Source organism: Paraburkholderia adhaesiva, from assembly GCF_021390575.1.
Classification (GTDB): Bacteria; Pseudomonadota; Gammaproteobacteria; order Burkholderiales; family Burkholderiaceae; genus Paraburkholderia; species Paraburkholderia adhaesiva.
Window position 1 is genome coordinate 1,281,155 of the sequence record NZ_JAJEJQ010000002.1, and the last position, 21,703, is coordinate 1,302,857.

The window sequence follows — 21,703 nt, forward strand, 5'->3', positions numbered from 1 at the left end:
ACCTCTGTATTGTCAGCGATTGCACGCAAGAAAAATGCGTACACCCGTTTAACGTCTGCATACGACAGACGTTGACCCTTGCTCCCCCCGCATGACAATCCTTGACCCTCGCAGGGTGCGCAACAAACCGTTACGCAGGCCATGACAAATGGACGATGTATCGCTGACCGTTAACGGTTCGACCGTGGCGGGCTGGACGACCGTGCGCGTGACACGCGGCATGGAGCGCATACCGGCCGATTTCGATATCGGCATGGCGGAACGTTACCCGGGTGTTGCCGATGTAACGGTCAGCGCGGGCGACCCCTGCACACTCGCCATCGGCGGCGATACCGTAATCACAGGCTATGTGGATCGCGTCATCGACCAGATAGACGCGCACAGTCACGCCCTGTCCATCGCGGGCCGTGGCAAGTGCGAAGACCTCGTGGACTGCGCGGCGCAGTACGACGGCTTCCAGTTCGTCAATGCCACCGCCGCCGATATCGCGGCCGCGCTGGCGAAGCCGTTTGGCATTGCGGTCAAGGCGCTCGCACCGGGTCTCGTCATCCCGCAGTACATCCTCAATGTGGGCGACACGCCCTATGCGGTGATCGACCGTGTATGCAAGATTTCGCAACTGCTGTGCTACGAGGACGCGGACGGCGACCTCGTAATCGGGCCGCTCTCTACCGACGAGGCAGCGGGAGGCTTCACACTCGGTGTGAACTGCGAGCGCGCGGGCTACACACGCGACCTCTCCCAGCGTTTCAGCGAATACCGCGTCTATCTGGTCGGTACGGCGCTCCTGCTCGACACCGGTATCCAGCCATTATCGGAATACACCGTCACTGATCCGTGCGTGCCGCGCTACCGGCCCAGGGCATTCATTGCAGAAACAAACGATGCGGGCGCAACGGTCTCGAACCAGCACGCGCAATGGGAATGCAACCGCCGCACCGGACGTGGCAATGTCGTGACCGTCACCGCTTCGTCGTGGCGCGACGCGGCGGGTACGCTCTACACGCCGAACACACTCGCTGCGCTCTCGATGCCGCAACTGAAACTCATCGACGGCCAGAAGTTCACGATTGGCGAAGTGACCTGCCGGCGCGACAGCAGCGGGACCGCGTGCGACCTCACGCTGATGCCACCCCAGGCGTTCCAGCCTGAACCCGTCCTCTATCTGCCGCTGCCGCAGGACGCCACCGCCGCGCTCACGACAGGTTAATCCCGGTACGAAATGGAATCGCTGTTCTGGAGTCTCGTGCGCTCGCTCGGGCGCGGACGTATCTGGCGCGTGGATGACAGCGGCGCGGCGCAGCGCGTTCAGGTGCAGCTCTCGCAGAACGAAACACGGGACACCACGCCGCGCGTCGCGGAATACGGCTTCCAGTCGAACCCGCCTGCGGGCAGCGACGCCGTTGCGGTGTTTCTCGGTGGCAACCGCTCAAATGGCGTGGTCATCGCGTGCGGCAGCCAGCAGTACCGCATGCGCAATCTCGCCGGTGGCGAAGTAGCCATCAGCGACGATAAGGGACAGTCGGTGTATCTGAGCGCGTCGGGGATTGTCGTGAACGGCGGCGGGTTGCCCGTGACCATCACGAACACCCCTGAAATTACGGAGGATTCGCCGCTGGTGCATTGCACGGGTGATATCGAGTGCGATGGCTCGATCCGCGCCCGAGGCGATATCACGGACAACGTGCAGACGAATTCGCGCAGCATGGCGGCGAGCCGCCAGGTATACGACACGCACGACCATGATGTACATGAGGTTCAGGGCGGGCAGGCAACGATTACCAGCAACGTACCGAACCAGCCGCAGTAGCCATGCCCGATATCACCACCGTCTGGAACATCGCAGACATGCGCGGTGACTGGCAGATGGACGGCCCGTCGCTACGCTCGGGCGATGACCTTCAAACTGCCGTGCTGATTTCGCTATTCACTGACCGGCTCGCACTGCCCACCGATCCGGTACCGGACGGCGACCGGCGCGGCTGGTGGGGCGATGATCCGCGCTATCCCATCGGCTCGCGCCTGTGGCTGCTCAACCGTGTTAAAGGCCCGCTCGACCTACCGCAGCGCGCGCAGGACTACGCCGCCGAAGCCCTGCAATGGCTCATGGATGACGGCGTGGTCGCCACCTTCGATATCAGCGCCGTGTGGATCAATCCAGACCGCCTGGACCTGACCATCATCGCCAACCGCGTAGACGGCTCGCGCGTCGCGATGGCTTTTCCGCAGGTCTGGACCCGCTGAACGCGTCTACTCGCACGCCGCTGCTGTTTCCCTGCCATGCCGTTCTCGCGTCCGACGCTCACGCAGCTTCGCAACGCAAGCGCGCAGCAGTTGACTGCGGAACTGCCGGGGGCCGATGCGCTGCTGCGCTTTGCGAACCTGCGCGTCATCGCCGATATCGACGCGGGCCTCGCCTGCATGCTCTATGGCTATCTCGACTGGATCGCACTCCAGGCAACGCCCTTTACCGCGACCGGCGAATATCTCGAGGCGTGGGGCGCACTGAAAGGCGTCACGCGCAAGCCGTGTGCGCAGGCATCCGGCTCGATTGTCTTTACCGGCAGCGATGGCACCGTTATTACGGTGGGTACCGCGTTGACGCGCAGCGACGCGCTCGCGTACACCGCAACCAGCACGGCGGAAGTGGCAGGCAGCACCGTGACCGTCACGGCCACCGCGAACGCAGACCCGCAGGGCCTGACCGGTGCAAACGGCGACTGTGCGGCGGGTACGCAGTTCACGCTGTCAAACGCCATCGCCGGACTCGACTCGACGGGTACCGCCGCAACGGCCTTCACGGGCGGCGCGGATATCGAGGATGCTGACGACTACCGCGAACGCGTCATCTACGCGTACCAGAATCCGCCGCAAGGCGGCGATCAGGCAGATTACGTCGAATGGGCGCTTACCGTATCCGGAGTCACGCGCGCCTGGTGCGTGGGCTGTGGTTACGGGCCGGGGACGGTCATCGTCTATATCATGCTCGACGCCGCAAATGCCGCGTATGACGGGTTTCCGCAGGGCGTGGATGGATGCGCGGCCGGTGAGGCGCGCGGGCCGACTGCGAGCGGCGACCAGCTCACGGTGGCAGATGCAATCTGGCCGCTGCGGCCCGTAACAGCGCTGGTGTATGTGGTCTCGCCCGATTCGTCGCCGCTCGATATCAGCATTCGCGGCGTTGATCTGCAATACCAGGACGCCGTCAAGGCGGCGCTCGCAGCGCAACTCGCGGCCGATGGACAACCAGGCGGCGACGTGATCCTCGCGCACCTGTGGTCGGCGATATCCGCCGTGCCGGGCGTCAATGATTTCCTGATCGTGTCGCCGACCGGTGATATCCCGCTGCCGGCCGGTGCATTACCGGTGCTCGGCGCGGTGACGTGGAGTTAGCGCGCATGCCGGCCCCGGTCGTGATTCCCGCACGCAACACGGCGGCAGAATACGCCGGAGTGCTGCGCAAGCTGTTGCCGCGTGGGCGCGTGTGGACACGCGACGATGACGGCACGCAGGCGGCCGTGCTCGACGCGCTCGGCGTGACGGCCGAAGGCATCGACAGTGCCGCGCTGACGCTGATCGCGGCGGGATTCCCCGCGAGCGCCGACCAGCTTTTACCCGAGTGGGATGCGACGCTCGGCCTGCCGGATCCGTGTTTCGGGCCGTTCGCGAGCGACGACGAAAACCGCCAGCAGACCGTCGCCAAGCTCATCAGCACGGGCGGCCAGACGGTTGCGTATTTCATCGCGCTCGCGGCCTCGCTCGGCTACACGATCACCATCACCGAGTATTTCGCCCATACCGTCACCCGCGATGTCACGGTGCCGGTCTATGGGATGGACTGGCCTTACACATGGCTCGTCAACGTGACCGGCGCACCACCGCCGCACTGGCACGAAGTCAGCGACCCCGTTGACGATCCGCTTTCGTCCTACATCTCGACACCGAACGGGAAAGCGCTTGAATGCCTGCTGCGTCGCTACGCACCTGCCCATACGGTCGTGTGCTTCTGCTACAACCCCATAACCGATATCGGACCCTGACCATGGATCACTACTGGGAAGCGAATGGCGCGCAAGACCCGCCAGCCGCGCCAACGTCCTCACAGGGCACGTATCCCACGGACGGGAACCTGCCCGCAGCGGTTGCGCCATCCACTCCGGGCGCATGGTGGTATCACCAGATTACCGAGGAAATCCGCAACGCGATCGTGAAGCTCGGCGGCGTGCCGGATTTAACCCAGGTGGACCAGCTCGCGAACGGGCTGATTACGGCGATTGCATCGGCCATCGGCGACGTGACGGACCCGCTTGCGGCAGTCGCCTACTCGGGTAGCTATGACGATCTTTCGAACACGCCCGCCATTCCGGCAGCGCAGGTCAATCCGGACTGGAACGCTTCGTCGGGCGTCGCAGCGATCCTCAACAAACCCGCCATCCAGGCACCGCTGGGCTTTACCCCGGTGCAGCAGGGCGGCGGCATCGGCCAGGGCACGAACAAGGTCTATATCGGCTGGGACGGGAGCGGTCTTGGCGCCACGGTGGACCAGACCAGCGAAGGTCATTTCGTTTTTGAGGCGGAACTTCAGGCGTATGTTGCGAACCTGCAAAGCGAAATTAACAACGTAACCGGCAACGCGTGGACACCGAACAACCTGCAACCGCTCACGCTCGGCGGCCTCGGCAATTTCATCATTGTGGGATCGAACGTGGGGGCCGGGAATACCGTCAGCAATCCATCAGTCCGTCCAGGCGGACCGACGCTCGCTGGAACATGGATGGGGTGCGGGGAATTTTCCAGCGGCAGTGATACGTTTTCCCTTGTCGTGCGGGTGGCCTGACATGGACCGTTACTGGCAATCGGGCGCCGCGCCCGATGTCCCCGCCGTGCCGTCGGGCAACCCCGGCGGCTATCCCGCAAACGGGAATCCTGCAGCGGGCATCAATGGCACAGTACCGGGCGCATGGTGGTACCACGCCGTTTCGGAAGAACTGCGCAACGCGATTCTTGCGCTCGGCGGTACGCCTGACTACACCCGGATCGACCAGCTCGCGACCGCTCTCGCCAGCCGGTTCACACAGACCACGCGGGACATACTGGCGGAACTCGCCACGGTCGCGCGCAGCGGGCAGTATGACGACCTGGATGGGCGTCCTGCGCTCGCCTCCGTCGCCACCAGCGGCAGCTATGACGACCTGACGGGCAGGCCCGCGATTCCAGCCGCGCAGATCAATGCGGACTGGAACGCCACGTCGGGCCTCGCCCGGATTCTCAACCGTCCGGACTTCGCCGCCGTTGCCACCAGCGGCGCATATGACGACCTCGCCGGCGCGCCCGGGCTTGCCGCTGTCGCCACCAGCGGCAGTTATGCGGACCTCTCCGGGACGCCCGTCATTGCCTCGACCCTGCTGGCGGAAACGGTCTATTCGGTCGTCGCCCAGACGGTAACGTTCGCAGGCAGCGGCAATACCGCAGTCGCATGCTCACTCGGCGTACCGCTCACCGATTCGCCGGTCACGTTCTCCAGCACTGGCACGTTGCCCGCAAACATCACGGCGGGACTGACGTATTACGTCGTCAACGCGCTGCCGGGCAGTGCGACGTTTTCCATTGCGACAACCCCGCGCGGATCGGCAATCGGAATCGGGGACCCCGGCACGGGTACCCACTCGATTGCCAACCCGCAATGGGTCAAGGCGGATCACAACCCCGTGACCGTTGAAGTGCAGATACAGGCCGGTGGTGCATCGGGCGGACTGTCGCGCGCCGCGAACGCAGGTTCTGCAACTGGCGGTGGTGCTGGGGGGTACGTGCGGTTTCGTCGTGCCGCCAGTCTCCTGCCCGCGACTGCTGCGATTACGGTCGGTGGTGGCGGACAGATACCGGCGAGTGGCAATACTGGACAGGTCGGCGGGACAAGCTCGTTCGGCAGCACGGCCAATGCAACGGGCGGAACGGGTGGAAGTGGCGGAAGTACCGCCGCAATACGGCTCGGCTCGCCCGGTGGAAGTGCGGTTGGCGGCGGCACCATCATCAACGGACAGGGTTCGTTGCCGATCGTCGCCATCAACGCGCCCAGCACCACGCCGGGGGGGAATTCGATGTTTGGTTTCGGCGGGATGGCGACCGTTTACGGTGCAAGCGGCACGACAGCCCAATCGAACGCAACGGGGCGTGGTGCGGGTGGTGGTGGCGGCCTGGGGGACAGCTGCGGGCTGGGTGGCGACGGTCTGCTGATTGTCCGTGAATACACCGCTGGCAGCTAGTTTCTGCTGTTCCGGTTTCTATGGGCCGCCCATCTGGGCGGCCTTTTTTATGGACGCTCGACATGGACAGGACCACTTTCCAGAAAGCGTTGTCGCTTTCCGACTCGATAACCGAACGCTGGTACGCGCCTGTATCGGCCGCGATGAACGAATTCAGTATCAACACGCCCGCGCGTCGCGCTGCATTCCTCGCACAGATCCGGCACGAATCCGGCGGGCTCACGCAACTGACCGAATCGTTTAACTACCGGCCCGACGCGCTGGCGATTTTCTCACGCGTGCCCGCCTCGATGCGTGCGACGCTCGGCAGGCATCCGAACGAAACGACGGTTCCCGTCGAACGGCAACGGCAGATTGCGAACCTCGCGTATGCGAACCGTTACGGCAACGGGGACGTTAATAGTGGCGATGGCTGGCGCTATCGCGGGCGCGGTCTGAAACAGATCACGTTTCACGACAACTACGCCGCGTGCGGGCGCGCGCTCGGCGTGGACCTGCTGGCAAATCCCGATCTGCTCGCAACCGATGACGTGCTGGCCGCGCGCTCGGCCGCGTGGTTCTGGTCCGCGCATGGCTGCAACGCGGCGGCTGACAAGGGCGATTTTGCTCAGGTAACGCGCATCATCAATGGCCCGGCAATGGACCAGCAGGCGAAGCGTGAAACATATTGGGCCGCCGCGAAAACCGCTTTCGCGATTGCATGATGGACGTACCCGCGCTTTATCATGAGCCCCTGTGGATCTTTGCGGCGGGTATCTCGGGCGCGCTCGTGCGCGTCGTGGTGGTCGCACCGCGCGGAACGCTTACGAAAGTCGTCCATCTCATCACGGGCGCCTGCATGGCGCTGTTCGTCGCGCCCGCCATTGACCTGCACTGGCTGTCCACTGATACCGTCGAAATGCAGCGGGCCGTCGCGTTCGCGGTGGGCGCAGTCGGCCCCCTCATTGCGGAAGTCATGATCCATCTGGTACAGCGGCGCGGCGACAGCGTGGCCGACCGGATGGCTGACCGGTTCGCGGATCGCTTCGACAGTCGCACGGAGCGCGATGAGCACAGCACACCGGACGAATCGTCCAGCCATCACAGGGAGCCTGAAAAATGAGATCCTCCAGATCGACTTGATTTCGGCACTCTCTGCTGTACCGCAACAGTCGGGTACGCCCCCCTCTCTCACAGCGAACGCATTTCGACCCCGAACGGTCCGAGGGAATTTGGGAAAGCGGACCTTCGACCTGGAGCTTACGGAACCCGTAAGGTCGCGAAGCCGCGGGTAGAGCTCTTAAGCACAGGGGTTGCATCACAAATTTGGAGCGTGTCGTTTTGGTCCACGCCATTTAAATGACGACAAGACTGCTTCCAGAATTTCCCTTAAACGCAGCATTGACTCAGGTGCTACATCGATCTCCCCATAATGACCGTCTGACATTGTAGAACCATACTTTGAGCCGATAAGACAGTTCAGTACAAGAACCCCGCCCCCTGGCGCATTGAAGAACCCGTTTTCAATTGGCTTAAGCTCAAGGGGTTGAGGGTTCCGGCCTGCGCCCAAACCTCGGGCACGATCTTCAAGGTGTTGAGCTGTGTTGCGAACACCGCGAAGATGAGGGAAAGCATCTGCGATCTTCGCATGATGAGTTGCCACTTCCCGGGGGACGTTTTCTTCTTTCGCAAGAACGCCGAGGAATTTATCGAAAGCATCAAGTGCATACAAAAATGCACGGGCATAGATGAAAGGTAAGTTATGTTCGAACGCGCGTGGCACACTTCCGGCTGCCCACTTTTCTCGTTTGAAGCGCACTTCGGTTTCAAAGTAAATTTCGTCAAAATTTTCCCAAGGGTGAATGCCAGCATGCTCTTGCTCAATGGCGCGACGAATTTCAGACCGACGCTGCGAATCGCGCTCCCAGTTTTCACGATCTGCAAACGACGGGCGAATCGACTGTGTGCCGATAAACAGGTTTAACGCCGTATTGGCTACGAAAAATTGCGATTCAAGAGATCGAAGCTGCTCCTCAATTCGCGATGCCCAGTTCCTATCTTCGTAGTCGAGCCAAGTACCTGGGGTAGCTATTTCAAATACGATCATGGTAGTCCTTCAACGCTTAATTTTTGTCTTTAATCCATCTCGCAATGCACTCAACATACCGGACGACGTCGTCCTTACCCAAGACCCGACGCCAAAGCAATAGTTGCGTTGCGAACGTCATACTGGCGACTCGCACGAGAGTCTGCTTCGGGGCGTTGTTGGAAATGTCCGCACCTGGCCGAGGCTGTGTGAAAACGCGCAATCGCTTGGTTTTTGGGTATCGCTTTACCCCTTCCGGGTGGCCGCCAAGCCAACACAGCGCGATTTGAGAGGTCGAGTTTTTCGACTTGGGCGTTCGGCGTGCGTTTTTACACAGCCTCGGCCGTTTGTGGCCGTTCGGTACATCCCAGTGACCACTTGTATCTCGCCACTTTCGTGTCCAAATTAACCGACGAATACGGATACCCCCAAATGATGATCGCCGTCTATGCCGCGCTGCATGTCGCGCTCGCGCTCGCCGCCGCGTGGATGATCGTCCTGCGCGGCCAGCCGCTGTTCTGGCGTATCGTGTTCGGGCTGGTCCTCGCGGGCACGCTCTGGAACCTGACGGGCCTGATCTGGCTCCATTACACCGCCATCTGGCCGGGTGAACCGACCATCACCCTTGCCTTCTGCCTGCTGCTCGGCGGACTGCTGTCCAGCCGCCAGGGCCCCGTGACGCCGCGCGCATTGGTGCGAAAGCTTTGACGCACGTCAATATATATAGAGTGTCTTTCGTCGTATCGATGAAATTAATACCGGCGTCGATCGCGCGTCCGATGAGGCGTTCGGCATCGGCCTGCTGAACGTCACCGATGTGGGTCCAGATACCGGCCCCGCCACCGAACGTCATCGTGCCAAGGCAAAGTTCCGAAACGAACAGGCCGGTGTTGCCCAAGGTGTTGTATCGCATGTCAAAACTCCGTCCTAAGTAGGTGCAGGGGAAAGCCGACGCGTCGAGAATACCGCTCGCGACGCGAGGCTGCAGAAAACGAGCCTGGCATGCAAACGCCCATGCACGCCCCGCGGGCGGGAGCCTGACGAGCCGCGGCGGCCCGCCGGTGCGGCGCGTGGCAACCGTGCCCAAAAGCTGCGAGACTTCAAACGTGCGCGCCCCCGAACAGCGCGCGGCACATGACCGATTTTTCGCGCATGCCTTCGCTCCCTTCCGCCACCGCCGACGATCCGCTCACCCGTTTTCATCCTGCCGTCGCGGGTTGGTTCAGGCGCAGCTTCGACGCACCAACCGCGGCCCAGCGCGCCGCGTGGCCACTGATCGCGAGTCGCCTCGCGACGCTTGTCGCCGCGCCGACCGGTTCCGGCAAAACGCTCACGGCGTTTCTCGCCGCGCTCGACGAACTTGTGCGCGAAGGCCTCGCGAACGGCGGCGTGCTGCCGGACGCGACACTGGTCGTCTACGTGTCGCCGCTCAAGGCACTATCGAACGACATCCGGCTCAACCTTGAGCGCCCGCTCGAAGGCATCGCCGACGAACTCGCGCGACTTGCGCTGCCGGCCATTGAAATCCGCACTGCCGTGCGTACCGGCGACACCCCGCAGCCCGAACGCGCCGCGCTACGCAAGCGCGCGCCGCACATTCTCGTGACGACGCCCGAATCGCTTTACGTGCTGCTCGGCTCGGAGTCAGGGCGCCGCATGCTCGCGAGCGCGCGCAGCGTGATCGTCGACGAAATTCATGCGCTGGCAGGCAACAAACGCGGCTGCCATCTCGCGCTGAGCCTCGAACGGCTCGACGCGCTGTGCGGACGGCGGCTGCTGCGCATCGGCCTGTCGGCGACGCAAAAGCCAATCGATACGGTGGCGCGCTTCCTCGTCGGCACACGCGAGAACGGCGATGCACCGCCCGCCTGCGAGATCGTCGACACCGGCCACGCGCGCACGCGTGATCTGGCGATCGAGGTGCCGCCCGTGCCGCTCGAGGCGATCATGGCCAACGACGTATGGGAGCGCGTCTACGACCGCCTGGCCGATCTCGTGGCACAGCACCGCACGACGCTCGTGTTCGTCAACACGCGCCGCATGGCGGAGCGCGTCGCACGGCATCTCACCGACCGGCTCGGCGGCGACGCAGTCGCAGCGCATCACGGCAGCCTCGCGCGCGAACACCGCTTCGACGCCGAACAGCGCCTCAAACGCGGCGAACTGCGCGTGCTGGTGGCGACGGCTTCGTTGGAACTGGGCATCGATATCGGCGATGTCGATCTCGTTTGCCAGATCGGCTCACCTCGATCGATCGCGGGATTTCTGCAGCGCGTCGGGCGCTCGGGACACCAGGTCGGCGGCGTGCCGAAGGGCCGGCTCTTTCCGACATCGCGTGACGATCTGATCGAATGCGCCGCGCTGCTCGACTGCGTGCGGCGCGGCGAACTCGACCGGCTTACCGTGCCCGAAGCACCGCTCGACGTGCTCGCGCAGCAGATCGTCGCCGAAGTGGCCTGCGAAGGCTGGGACGAGGATGCGCTCTTCGCCCTCGTGCGACGCGCGACCCCTTGGGCGCGGCTCGGGCGCGCGCAATTCGACGCGGTGCTGCGCATGCTCGCCGAGGGTTACACGAGCCGCCACGGACCGCGCGCGGCTTATCTCCATCGCGACGCCGTGAACCGCCTGCTGCGCGGGCGGCGCGGCGCGCGGCTCGTCGCGCTCACGTCCGGCGGCACGATCCCCGACAACGCCGACTACACGGTGTTGCTCGAACCGCAAGGTGTCCAGATCGGCACGGTCAACGAGGACTTCGCCGTCGAAAGCATCGCGGGCGATGTTTTTCAGCTCGGCAATGCGTCGTACCGGATCCTGCGTATCGAGGCGGGACGTATGCGAGTCGAGGACGCACAAGGCCAGCCGCCGAATATTCCGTTCTGGCTCGGCGAAGCGCCGGGGCGCAGCGATGAGTTGTCCTTTGCAATCGCCCGGTTGCGCTCACAGGTAGAAAACAAGCTGCCTGGCAAGGGTCGAAATGACCCGGTTTCGTTGGTAGACGAATCCGCGGTCAGCGCCATGAAGCGGCCGGAAGGTGCGCGCGAAGCGGGCTTGGCTGTTAGTTGCGTTTCCGAGAACGAGCAAAGCGGTGATGCCCAACCGGCCTCCGCCGCTGTCGAACGCGTCAGCCAGTGGCTGATCGACGCGATCGGACTTGAAGATGCCGCTGCGCGTCAGATCGCCGACTATCTGGTTCGCGCACACACCGCCCTCACCGCCTTGCCGACCCACGACACGCTCGTCATGGAGCGCTTCTTCGATGAGTCGGGCGGCACGCAGCTCGTCATCCATTCGCCCTACGGCAGCCGGATCAATCGCGCCTGGGGGCTCGCGCTGCGCAAGCGCTTCTGCCGTCAGTTCAACTTCGAATTGCAGGCCGCCGCCACCGAGGACGCGATCATCCTCTCGCTCACCGGCGCGCACAGCTTCGCGCTCGACGAGGTCTGGCGCTACCTGCACTCGAATTCGGCCGAGCATCTGCTCGTGCAGGCACTCCTCGACGCCCCGCTCTTTGGCGTGCGCTGGCGCTGGAATGCCACCACGGCGCTCGCGCTGCCGCGCATGACGGGCGGCCGCAAGACGCCGCCGCAGATCCAGCGCATGCGTAGCGAGGACCTGCTCGCGGCGGTGTTTCCCGATCAGGTCGCGTGCTTCGAGAACCTCGCGGGCGAACGCGAGATTCCCCGGCATCCGCTAATCGATCAAACGCTCGACGACTGTCTGCACGATGCAATGGACACCGAAGGCTGGCTCGCGCTGTTGCGTCGCATCGAGGCGGGTGATGTGCGGCTCGTGACGCGCGAACTGAACTCGCCGTCGCCGCTCGCCGCCGAAATCCTCACGGCGCGCCCCTACGCGTTCCTCGACGATGCGCCGATCGAAGAGCGCCGCACCCAGGCCGTGCTGAGCCGTCGCTGGAGCGATCCGGAATCGGCGGACGATCTGGGCGCGCTCGACACCGACGCGATCGCGAGCGTGCGCGAAGAGGCATGGCCGCAGGTGCGCGACGCCGACGAGATGCACGACGCACTCACGACGCTCGGCTGCATCGTCGAACGCGAAGCGCAACATGAACCGCAGTGGCTCGCCTGGCTTCACGCGTTGGCGGACGTGGGCCGAGCGACCCGGCTCGCGATTGCGCAGGACGATGCGCTCTGGGTGTGCGCTGAACGTCTGAACTGCGTGCGCGCGATCTATCCTCAGGCGCGCTGCGAACCGGCGATCGATCCCCCACCCGACTACGACGAATCGTGGACAGAAGAGGCTGCACTCGTCGAAGTGGTGCGCGCACGCCTTTCAGGTTTCGGACCGCTGACACTCGCGCACATCGCTCGGCCGCTCGCGCTGGAAGCGAGCGTCGTCGCGCTCGCGCTCACCACGCTCGAGGCGCAGGGCTCGGTCATGCGTGGCCGCTTCACGCCTCACACACGCGACGAAGAGTGGTGCGAGCGCCATCTGCTCGCGCGCATTCATCGCTATACCGTGCGCAAGCTGCGGCGCGAGATCGAACCCGTCGAGCGCCACGATTTCATGCGCTTCCTGTTCGAATGGCAACGCACGGCCGCCGCGTCGCACGGATCGGGACGCGACGCGCTCGATGCGGCGATCGGACAGATGGAGGGGTGGGAAGCGTCAGCGCTCGCGTGGGAGGATGAGATTCTCCCCGCACGTATCCACGATTTCACGCCAATGATGCTCGACGAACTGTGCCGTTCGGGGCGGCTTGCGTGGGGACGACTCCCCGCACGCGAAGCGGCGGGTTCGACGGTACGGAGTTCACCCGTCGTGCTGCTGCCCCGACGCGAACTCGCACGCTGGACTGCGCTGCTCGATGCGCCGAACGCGGCGGACCTTGCACCGCGCGCGCGGCGTGTCTATGACGCGCTGCTGCGGCACGGTGCCATGTTCTTCGACGAATTGGCTGCCGATGCGCATCTGCTCGGCGTGGAACTGGAAAACGCGCTGGGCGAACTGGTCGCCGCGGGACTCGTGAACGCAGACAGCTTCGCGGGACTTCGCGCACTCGTAAAACCGGCGGCGAAGCGCCACGTCCATCATGGACACCGGCGGCCGCGCGGCTTCGCGCCACTCGTTGGCGGTATGGCCGACGCGGGGCGATGGGCTGTGCTCAGACGTATCGAGTTGCCCGCGGCCGATGCGGTTGGCGCACACGGAGCGGGAGACACGACTGCAGCACCGCATGGTCCGCATGTCGAAGAAGCCGGATCCGTCGCAAAACACGGCATGGTACAAAACGCGAGCGCGTCAATGCAAACGCGCGCCGGCGTCGCGTTGCGCCGCCCGAGCGCCGACCCGGAACTGCTGGAGCATGTCGCGAACGTGCTGCTTCGGCGCTATGGCGTGATCTGCTGGCAACTGCTGATCCGCGAGGCGGCCTGGCTGCCGCCGTGGCGTGACCTCCTGCGTGTTCTGCATCGCATGGAGGCGCGCGGACATGTGCGCGGCGGGCGTTTCGTCACCGGGCTCTCGGGCGAGCAGTTCGCGTTGCCCGAAGCCGTCGCGCTACTTCGCGACGTGCGCCGGCGTGGCGCAGGCGACGGCACGCTGGTCTGCGTTTCGGCGGCCGATCCGCTCAATCTCGTCGGCACGCTGCTGCCCGGCGAGAAAGTGCCCGCTGTGGCAGGCAATCGCGTTGTGTTCCGTGACGGCGTACCGGCCGCGACGCTGATCGCGGAACGAACCAGTTTCCTCGACGTATTCAACGAAGCCACGCGCGCAGCGTTACAGGCGCGGCTCAATCAGAGGTGGCCGCGCAAATTCGGACAGTCGGATAAGTGGTTTGGCCGGGGCCTGAGCCAGCGATAATGCTGGCAAAGGAACCGAGGAAATGACGAAGAGAACCCGACGGACGCACTCAGCGGCGTTCAAAGCGAAAGTGGCACTGGCAGCGGTCAAAGGTGAGCGCACGCTGGCCGAACTGGCACAGCAGTTTGATGTACATCCGAACCAGATCACGGAATGGAAGCGGCAGTTGCAGGAGCGTGCGGCAGACGTGTTTGGTGCGACAGGTGCACCGTCGAGCGATCCGCCGGTGGACGTGAAAACGCTGCACGCGAAGATCGGGCAGTTGACGCTGGAGAACGATTTTTTGTCAGGAGCGCTCGGCAAAGCCGGACTGCTGAGCGCAAAGCGATGATTGACTGTACGCATGCGCTGCCGGTTTCGCGACAGACGCGACTGGTTGGCATCGCGAGATCGAGCGCATATTACCGGGCGCAGCCGGTCAGCGAGGTCGATCAGTTGCTGATGCGGCGAATCGACGAACTGCACATGGAGTTCCCATTTGCAGGGGCGCGGATGCTGGCGCGCCTGTTGCGCCGGGAAGGCCATGAGGTGGGTCGCCGTCGCGTACGCACGCTGATGAAGCGCATGGGCGTCGAGGCGCTGTACTGCAAGCCGAACACGAGCCGCCGCAACGCGCAGCACAAGATCTGGCCGTACCTGCTGCGCGGCATGAAGATCGAGCGTGCCAATCAGGTGTTCGCCCTCGACACGACGTACATTCCGATGGCGCGCGGCTTCGTGTACCTGACGGCAGTGGTGGACTGGGCGAGCCGCAAGATTCTCGCGTACCGGGTCGCCATCACGCTGGAAGCCACGCACGCCGTCGAGGCGCTGGAAGAGGCGTTCGCCCGCTACGGACTGCCCGACATCGTGAACACCGATCAGGGTAGCCAGTTCACGGCGGGCGCGTTCACCGAGGCGGTGCTGAGCCGGGGCGTGCGGCTGTCGATGGACGGCAAAGGGGCCTGGCGCGACAACGTGTTCGTCGAACGGGTGTGGCGCAGCATCAAGTACGAAGAGGTCTACCTGAAAGCGTACGAGTCGGTCAGCCATGCCCGGCGCTCCATCGGCGAATACGTCGAGCTGTACAACCGGAAACGGCCCCATTCGAGCCTGGCGGATCAGACCCCGGATGAGGCATACTTCGCGACGCTGCCTGCGATCAAATCGGCAGCATGATTGCCTCGGACGTTCCACTTAAAAATCTCAGATGACTGTCCGAACGAGTGAGGCCACCTCTATCGGCCCTACGTCACCGGCCATCGCGCGGATGCGTCCGTTACAGGGTAACGAGAAAAACGCTGAACGCTTCGCCGCGATACATCGCGTGGTCACTTGCTCAGCCGTTGCACCGATCGCAGACGTGACGCGGCGGACGTGTTGACGTGCTGCACGGTGACGTCACGCGGCCGCCGGTTCAGGATCGGGCGGCACGCGCAGGGGTGTCGGCTAATCCCAGCCCCGACCGCCCGGAACTTCGCCACCGCTGCATCCTCAGGGCGCGGCAGCAATGACCTCTGCCACGACGGCCGTAAGCTTCTTCGCATAGGGCACATGCAGGAACTCGTTAGGTCCGTGCGCGTTCGACTTCGGTCCGAGTACGCCGCACACCATGAACTGCGACTTCGGGAATCCCGCCTGCAGGACGTTCATGAGCGGAATCGTCCCGCCCTGGCCCAGGTATGCGCAATCGGCACCGTAATGCGTGCGCGAGGCTCCGTTGAGCGCGTCTGAAAGCCACGGCGCGAGTTCGGGAGCACTCCAGCCGTTAGCGGCACCGGCATCCGGCCTGAACGTCACTTTCGCGTTATAGGGCGGATCGAATTCGAGCAGCGCCTTGAGATCGGCGACGGCCTTCGACGCCTCGACGAGCGGCGGCAACCGCAGCGACAGCTTGAAAGCCGTGCGCGGACGCAGCACGTTGCCCGCATCTGCGAGCGCAGGCAGGCCCTGCGCGCCCGTCACGGACAGCGAGGGCCGCCACGTCGAATCGAGCAGCGCCTGCTGCGGATCCGTGGTGGTCGGCAACACACGGCGGCCGTCCTGTCCACACGCCCACGGTAGCGTCTTCCACACGCTATCACCGAGAATTTTCGCCGTGGCTTCAGCCTCGTTCAGACGCTTTTGAGGAATGGCGCAATGAAAGCCCTTGGGCAGTAACGTGCCACTGGCGGCGTCTTCGAGCCGCTCGAACAATTGACGCATCACGCGGAAGCTGGACGGCGCGATGCCACCATACGAGCCGGAATGGATGCCCTCTTCGAGCACCTCGACGTCGAGATCGCCCGACACCAGGCCGCGCAGCGACGTGGTGAGCCAGAGCTGGTCGTAATTGCCCGCACCGGAGTCGAGACAGATCACGAGTCCGACGCTGCCAAGACGATCGCGCAGCGCATCGACATAAGGCAGCAGGTCGTAACTACCCGACTCCTCGCAGGTTTCGATCAGGCCGACGCAGCGCGGCCGCTCGATCCCCTGCGCGTCGAGCGCCGCCAGCGCCGTCACGCTCGCGTAGATCGCATAGCCATCGTCAGCACCGCCGCGACCATAGAGCCGCCCGTCTTCGAGCTTGGGCGTCCACGGCCCCAGGTCGTTTCGCCAGCCCGCGAATTCCGGCTGCTTGTCCAGATGGCCGTACAGCACAATCGTCTCGTCACTGCCTGAACGCGTGGCCGGTACCTCGAAGAAGATCACTGGCGTGCGGCCCGGCAGCCTCACGATTTCGAGCTTCAGCCCGCGCACCGGCTGTTGCTCGGCCCAGTGGGCCGCGTCCTGCACAACGCGCTCAAGATAGCCGTGATTCGCCCACTCGGGGTCGAAAGCGGGGCTCTTTGCGGGGATTGCGATGTAGTCAGTCAGCGCGGGGACGATCTCGTCGTTCCATTTGCGCTCAACGAACGTCCGGAGTTCGTCGTGATCCAGTTGCCGGGTGTCCTGGGTCGAGGCGGAATTCATGGTGGGGTTTCCCTGCAAAGAAAACCCCGATGATAGACCCGATGCCGCGCGCGCCGGTACCCCGCCAGCATGCATTTGGCCATCCGGCCAGGCCACGCTCTGCGCGCGCCGCGATTTGGCGCGACAATGATTCACTAGCCGCATGCGGCGCGCTCAGGTTCCGGAGGATCCACGTGGTGAGTCACTCTGTCTTCGAGATCGTCGTCCTCCTCGTGGCGGTCGCGCTCTATTTCCTGCCTGCGCTGATGGCGGAGCGGCGCAAACGCGATGACCTGCTGGTCATCGCACTCTTCAACGCCGTGCTCGGCTGGACCGGTATCGGCTGGACGCTCGCGCTCTTCTGGGCACTCCAGCCGAATCCGCCGAAGGATCTCGGCGCGCAAACGAAGGAACGTCAGCGCCGCCTGGGTATGGGCGTGTTTGCAAGTCTACTCACCAGGCGCATCGAGGCGCGTGCGGCGCGTGCGGCCGATCGCGAGCGTTAGTCGCGCTACGGCGCTCCACCACTTCGTCTTGTCCGAACGGCCAACGTGGCCCGCGTCTGCGCCCGTGCAGCGCGCTCACATGAAATAATCACCCGACATCGCACCGTTCACCGAACCCGGCCTTACTCACCCGCGCGTCACCGGAGACCCTCATGCATCACGCTGCCCCGCTCTACGCCTTTGCCGCTGTCGCGCTTGGCATGGCGCTCACGCCCGGCCCCAACATGATCTATCTGATCTCACGTTCAATCTGCCAGGGGCGCAAAGCCGGCCTGATCTCGCTCGGCGGCGTTGCACTCGGCTTCGTGTTCTACATGCTGTGCGCGGCTTTCGGCATCACCGCACTGCTCATGGCGGTGCCCTTCGCATACGACGCGTTGCGTTTCGGCGGCGCGATCTATCTGCTATGGCTCGCGTGGCAGGCACTCAAGCCAGGCGGCCGCTCACCGTTTCAGGTACGTGAACTCGCACCCGACCGCCCGCGCAAGCTGTTTCTGATGGGCTTCGTGACAAACCTGCTGAATCCCAAAATCGCGATTCTCTATTTGTCGCTGTTGCCCCAGTTCATCGATCCGCAACACGGCAGCGTGCTCGCACAGTCAGTTGTGCTCGGCGGGATCCAGATTGCGCTTTCAATTAGCGTGAACGCGACGGTCGCCCTGATGGCGGGCACGATCGCCGCATTCCTGAATGGGCGTCCCACCTGGCTCGTGATCCAGCGCTGGCTGATGGGAACGGTGCTGGCCGGCCTTGCTGTGCGTATCGCGGCCGAGGGGCAACGCTGAGGGAAACGGTCCGGACCTGCCTGGTCAGGACCTCAAACACGTGTCCGGCGCAAAGCCGGTTTCAGGGACGGCCGGCAGTCGCGCGAGTGGCGGGCAGGCGCAATTTCACCGACGCCGCGGAAATGGAACGCGGTTCGATCTGGACCATATCGTCCGAGAACATGTCCTGTCGCAGCTCGCCGTGCTCGTCGAACCACTGGCAGATCAGCCAATGTCCCGCAGCAAAACCGACCGGCCCGGCATACATGACGGTCATGCGCGGTCCGCCGGACTTGAGAGTAACAACGTCTCCAATGCCCGCCATGGCGTCGCGCTGGTTTTCGGCAATATCGATGGTCGTATCAAGCATGTGGTTCCCCGAAAAAAGGATAAAGGCAACCCCACTGGGTCTCGCGATCCCCGCTCGCTCGTTGCTTTGAAAATAATGTCGATCTGTTTTTATGAGTTTGGCAAGACTAACAACCCGAATTAAACCGCGCAAGCAGTTTTTTATAAAAACCGCATGAATCAGGATTTTCCATGAGATGAGGGACTGCGGATGCAATGACATCCGGAAGAATTACCTGGGCCCGAAATCGAACGGTAGAAGCTTCTTGCAGCACCGCTGCCACGACAAATTGCCGGTATTCGCCAGTATTACCCGATGGTGCCGCATCGCAATAACCCGGATTAAGTCACTACGTAATCGACTGCCCGATCGGCATAATCTCGCTACCGGATTACCCGCGTATCGAGGCTGGAAACGTTTCCTGTCCTGCTGTCCGGTCGTTCGTTTTATTTTCCGTAATTCAGCGACTACTTCATTAACGCCACCCATTTCCTGCGTATAGCATTACTATTTACCGGAAAGTGGATTTGAAATAATCCCGTCATACAGGATGGCAAGAGACCGATTATTTTCGGGCAATTTCCGATTACCCCCAAAATGCATAACGCCCCACCGATGAAACCGGATGGGGCGTCTTAACAACGGCAAACGCGGACCCGGAACCGGGTCTGAAACAAGCCGCAGTCGGGGTCGGACGGAATTATTCCTCGAACGGCAACGTACCCTGCCCTTCGGCGCGCATGTTGAACACGTTCAACGTCATCGCCACTAGCGCGTAATAACCCAGCAGACCAACCAGGTTGACCGTCACCTCACGGCCAAATCGCTCCATTGTGCGCGCGTACGTTTCGTCGGACACGCGCTTCGCCTCATACAGCTCGGTGGCGAAGGCGTAGATCAGCGCATCGTCGCAATCTTCGAACTGCGGCTGGGCACCCGTGCGAATCTGCTCCGCGAGCGCCTCGGGCACCCCCGCTTGCAACGCAATCGGATAGTGGATGTACCACTCGGCCTGCGCCTGCCACCGCGCAGCGGTCACGAGGATCGCGAGCTCTGAAAGCCGCAGGGGCAAACCCGTGCGGTAGCGGCAAAAGGCGCCGAGGCGCTGCGCATGCTGAGCCAGTTCCGGGCTGTGAATCCAGCCGAGGAACGGTCCATTCAGATTGCCTCGCGGACCAGAGAGAATGTCGTCGAGCACGACTTTCTGCTCAGGCGAGGCTTGCGCGGCGTCGAATGCAGGCATCCGCGGGGAAGTCGATTGCTTCATCGGTCGGGCTCCGTGAGAAAGGCGCCGCGCTCACGCCGCGCGCGATACGCCGGTCGTGACGAGCGCGCCGTCAATGGCGTCGGCCAGGCGTTCCACAATCGTATCGATATCCTGCTCAGTGCAGATGAATGGCGGAGCCAGCAGTACGTGGTCGCCGCGCTTGCCATCGACGGTGCCGCCCATCGGATACACCATCACCCCGCGCGCGAACGCTTCGCGCTTGATCGCCGCGTGCAGTCTCAGCGCCGGATCGAAGGTCTCGCGCGTGTCGCGGTTCTTCACCAACTCGACGCCAACGAAGAGCCCGCGTCCACGAACGTCCCCGATGTAAGGATGCGCCGCGTAGTGCTCGCGCAGACGCGAACGCAGTTGTTCGCCGCGCGCGAGCACGTTGGCGAGAAGTTTCTCATCGGCAATCACGCGCTGCACCTCGAGCGCGGCCGCGCACGCCGTTGCGTGCCCGATGTACGTATGTCCGTGTTGAAAATAGCCGCTGCCGTCGACGATCGTGTCGTAGATTCGCTTGCTGACGAGCGTCGCTCCGATCGGCTGATAGCCCGCGCCAAGGCCCTTCGCGATAGTCAGCAGATCGGGCGTGACACCGTCTTCGTCGCAGGCGTACAGGTAGCCGGTGCGTCCCATTCCCGACATGATTTCGTCGAGAATCAGCAGCACGCCGTAGCGGTCGCACACCGCGCGAATCTTGCGGAAGTACTCCCGCACGGGCGGCACAGCACCGGCCGTTGCCCCGACCACCGTCTCCGCAATGAAGGCCGCGACGCTCTGAGGCCCGAGTTCGAGGATTTTCTGTTCAAGCTCGTCGGCGAGGCGCTGCGCGTAGGCTTCGTCGGTCTCACCTTCGCGACGTTCGCGATATGCGTAGCACGGGCTCACGTGATGCGATTCGATCAGAATCGGCAGGAACGGCTCGCGACGCCACGCGTTGCCGCCGATTGCGAGCGCGCCAAGTGTGTTGCCGTGATAGCTCTGGCGCCGCGCGATGAAATGGCGACGCTCACGCTCCCCCCTCTCGACGAAGTACTGGCGCGCGAGCTTGAGCGCGGCCTCGATCGCCTCGGAACCGCCCGACACGAAGTAGACGTGGTCGAGCCCTTCGGGGGCGGCGGCGATAAGGTGGTCGGCGAGTTGCTCGGAGGCTTCAGTGGTGAAGAACGACGTGTGCGCATAGGGCAGTTGCTGTGCCTGGCGCTTGATCGCCTCGATCACTCTCGCATTGCTATGGCCGAGGCACGAGACAGCCGCACCGCCACTGGCGTCGATGTAGCGCTTGCCGGTCGAATCGATGATTTCGATGCCGTCGCCCGCCACCGCGACAGGTAGCGCCTGCTTCGGCATCCGGTGAAATACTTTGGACATGCGATTCTCTCTATGCGAAAGATGGAACTGGACGCTCACTTGTGCTCAGCGGCATGACCCGGCGGCGATAAAGCGGTAAGAACACGCGTTCGCCGCCCTGCTATACGCAGAGGCTAACGCCGTCTACGCCGGCCTCACGCCCATTCGATTCAGGCGTACCCACGCCCCGGAGAGCGTTCAAGCCCTGCATTGATACTCCCGGTTGACTCTGTGGGCCGCAGCCGGGCATTTCCGATCGGAAAGAAAACGTGCGGTGACGTCTCTGCCAGCGATTTTCGCTTTATACGCTCCATCAACATATGTTGTCAACAATTTACATTGGACAACATGTGCGCCATTAGAGCATGCACGAAGGCCGACGGCTCCGTTCGTCGAA

The 21,703-nt window shown here is 63.4% G+C and carries 19 protein-coding genes and 1 pseudogene; 14 read left to right on the plus strand and 6 right to left on the minus strand.

All coding sequences use genetic code 11. From position 1 onward, the window contains the following. Positions 1–148: 148 nt before the first annotated feature. The 9 genes from L0U80_RS21430 (at position 149) to L0U80_RS21470 (ending at position 7,365) form a co-directional block, all read left to right on the plus strand. Positions 149–1,210 carry a phage baseplate assembly protein gene (locus L0U80_RS21430; RefSeq protein ID WP_233869708.1) on the plus strand — a complete coding sequence of 354 codons (1,062 nt, stop codon included), beginning with the start codon at positions 149–151 and terminating at the stop codon, positions 1,208–1,210. Positions 1,211–1,222: 12 nt separating this feature from the next. Further along, complete coding sequence (locus tag L0U80_RS21435; RefSeq protein WP_233869711.1) at positions 1,223–1,810, plus strand: phage baseplate assembly protein V; 588 nt, start codon at positions 1,223–1,225, stop codon at positions 1,808–1,810. Between the two features lie 2 nt (positions 1,811–1,812). Beyond that, positions 1,813–2,244, plus strand: coding sequence for a phage GP46 family protein (locus tag L0U80_RS21440; RefSeq protein ID WP_233869713.1), 432 nt, complete (start codon positions 1,813–1,815; stop codon positions 2,242–2,244). Between the two features lie 36 nt (positions 2,245–2,280). After that, positions 2,281–3,393: a baseplate J/gp47 family protein gene (locus L0U80_RS21445; protein WP_233869716.1), complete on the plus strand. Its 1,113-nt coding sequence runs from the start codon at positions 2,281–2,283 to the stop codon at positions 3,391–3,393. Positions 3,394–3,398: 5 nt separating this feature from the next. Beyond that, positions 3,399–4,040, plus strand: a complete 642-nt coding sequence (locus tag L0U80_RS21450) for a YmfQ family protein (protein WP_233869718.1) — start codon at positions 3,399–3,401, stop codon at positions 4,038–4,040. A gap of 2 nt (positions 4,041–4,042) precedes the next feature. Next, a complete protein-coding gene (locus L0U80_RS21455; RefSeq protein ID WP_233869721.1) occupies positions 4,043–4,837 on the plus strand; it encodes a hypothetical protein in 795 nt (264 codons plus the stop codon). A gap of 1 nt (position 4,838) precedes the next feature. Further along, a complete protein-coding gene (locus L0U80_RS21460) occupies positions 4,839–6,263 on the plus strand; it encodes a glycine-rich domain-containing protein (protein ID WP_233869724.1) in 1,425 nt (474 codons plus the stop codon). A 62-nt stretch (positions 6,264–6,325) separates the two neighbouring features. Further along, positions 6,326–6,967, plus strand: coding sequence for a glycoside hydrolase family 19 protein (locus L0U80_RS21465; RefSeq protein WP_233869727.1), 642 nt, complete (start codon positions 6,326–6,328; stop codon positions 6,965–6,967). Further along, on the plus strand, positions 6,931–7,365 hold the full coding sequence (locus L0U80_RS21470) for a hypothetical protein (RefSeq protein ID WP_233869730.1): 435 nt from the start codon (positions 6,931–6,933) through the stop codon (positions 7,363–7,365). Before L0U80_RS21465 ends, L0U80_RS21470 begins: the two co-directional genes overlap by 37 nt. Positions 7,366–7,560: 195 nt before the next feature. On the opposite strand, the gene L0U80_RS21475 is transcribed toward L0U80_RS21470, so the two are convergent. Further along, positions 7,561–8,349, minus strand: coding sequence for a hypothetical protein (locus L0U80_RS21475; RefSeq protein ID WP_233869733.1), 789 nt, complete (start codon positions 8,347–8,349; stop codon positions 7,561–7,563). Between the two features lie 411 nt (positions 8,350–8,760). Between L0U80_RS21475 and L0U80_RS21480 the strand changes: the two genes are divergently transcribed. Beyond that, positions 8,761–9,036, plus strand: coding sequence for a hypothetical protein (locus L0U80_RS21480; protein WP_233869736.1), 276 nt, complete (start codon positions 8,761–8,763; stop codon positions 9,034–9,036). 31 nt (positions 9,037–9,067) lie between these two features. Here L0U80_RS21480 and L0U80_RS21485 read toward each other — a convergent pair. Continuing rightward, positions 9,068–9,241, minus strand: a pseudogene (locus tag L0U80_RS21485) (aldo/keto reductase); the annotation flags it as partial. Positions 9,242–9,462: 221 nt separating this feature from the next. On the opposite strand from L0U80_RS21485, the gene L0U80_RS21490 reads away from it, so the two are divergent. Next, complete coding sequence (locus L0U80_RS21490; RefSeq protein ID WP_373322244.1) at positions 9,463–14,151, plus strand: DEAD/DEAH box helicase; 4,689 nt, start codon at positions 9,463–9,465, stop codon at positions 14,149–14,151. A 22-nt stretch (positions 14,152–14,173) separates the two neighbouring features. Then, a protein-coding gene (locus L0U80_RS21495) for an IS3 family transposase (RefSeq protein WP_373322092.1) occupies positions 14,174–15,309 on the plus strand; the annotation gives its coding sequence in 2 pieces (ribosomal slippage) (positions 14,174–14,429 and positions 14,429–15,309; 1,137 coding nt in all). 315 nt (positions 15,310–15,624) lie between these two features. On the opposite strand, the gene L0U80_RS21500 is transcribed toward L0U80_RS21495, so the two are convergent. Further along, positions 15,625–17,085 (minus strand): M20 family metallopeptidase, encoded by a 1,461-nt coding sequence (locus L0U80_RS21500; RefSeq protein WP_233869742.1) that lies wholly within the window; start codon positions 17,083–17,085, stop codon positions 15,625–15,627. Between the two features lie 176 nt (positions 17,086–17,261). On the opposite strand from L0U80_RS21500, the gene L0U80_RS21505 reads away from it, so the two are divergent. Both L0U80_RS21505 and L0U80_RS21510 read left to right on the plus strand, forming a co-directional pair. Next, positions 17,262–17,570, plus strand: a complete 309-nt coding sequence (locus L0U80_RS21505) for a superinfection immunity protein (protein ID WP_233869745.1) — start codon at positions 17,262–17,264, stop codon at positions 17,568–17,570. A gap of 152 nt (positions 17,571–17,722) precedes the next feature. After that, positions 17,723–18,355, plus strand: coding sequence for a LysE family translocator (locus tag L0U80_RS21510; protein ID WP_233869748.1), 633 nt, complete (start codon positions 17,723–17,725; stop codon positions 18,353–18,355). Between the two features lie 61 nt (positions 18,356–18,416). Here the strand turns inward: L0U80_RS21510 and L0U80_RS21515 are convergent, their stop codons facing one another. The 3 genes from L0U80_RS21515 to L0U80_RS21525 form a co-directional block, all read right to left on the minus strand. After that, positions 18,417–18,704, minus strand: a complete 288-nt coding sequence (locus tag L0U80_RS21515) for a YodC family protein (RefSeq protein ID WP_233869751.1) — start codon at positions 18,702–18,704, stop codon at positions 18,417–18,419. Between the two features lie 679 nt (positions 18,705–19,383). Further along, positions 19,384–19,950: a carboxymuconolactone decarboxylase family protein gene (locus L0U80_RS21520; protein ID WP_233869753.1), complete on the minus strand. Its 567-nt coding sequence runs from the start codon at positions 19,948–19,950 to the stop codon at positions 19,384–19,386. 30 nt (positions 19,951–19,980) lie between these two features. Further along, positions 19,981–21,327, minus strand: coding sequence for an aspartate aminotransferase family protein (locus L0U80_RS21525; protein WP_233869756.1), 1,347 nt, complete (start codon positions 21,325–21,327; stop codon positions 19,981–19,983). Positions 21,328–21,703 lie beyond the last annotated feature (376 nt).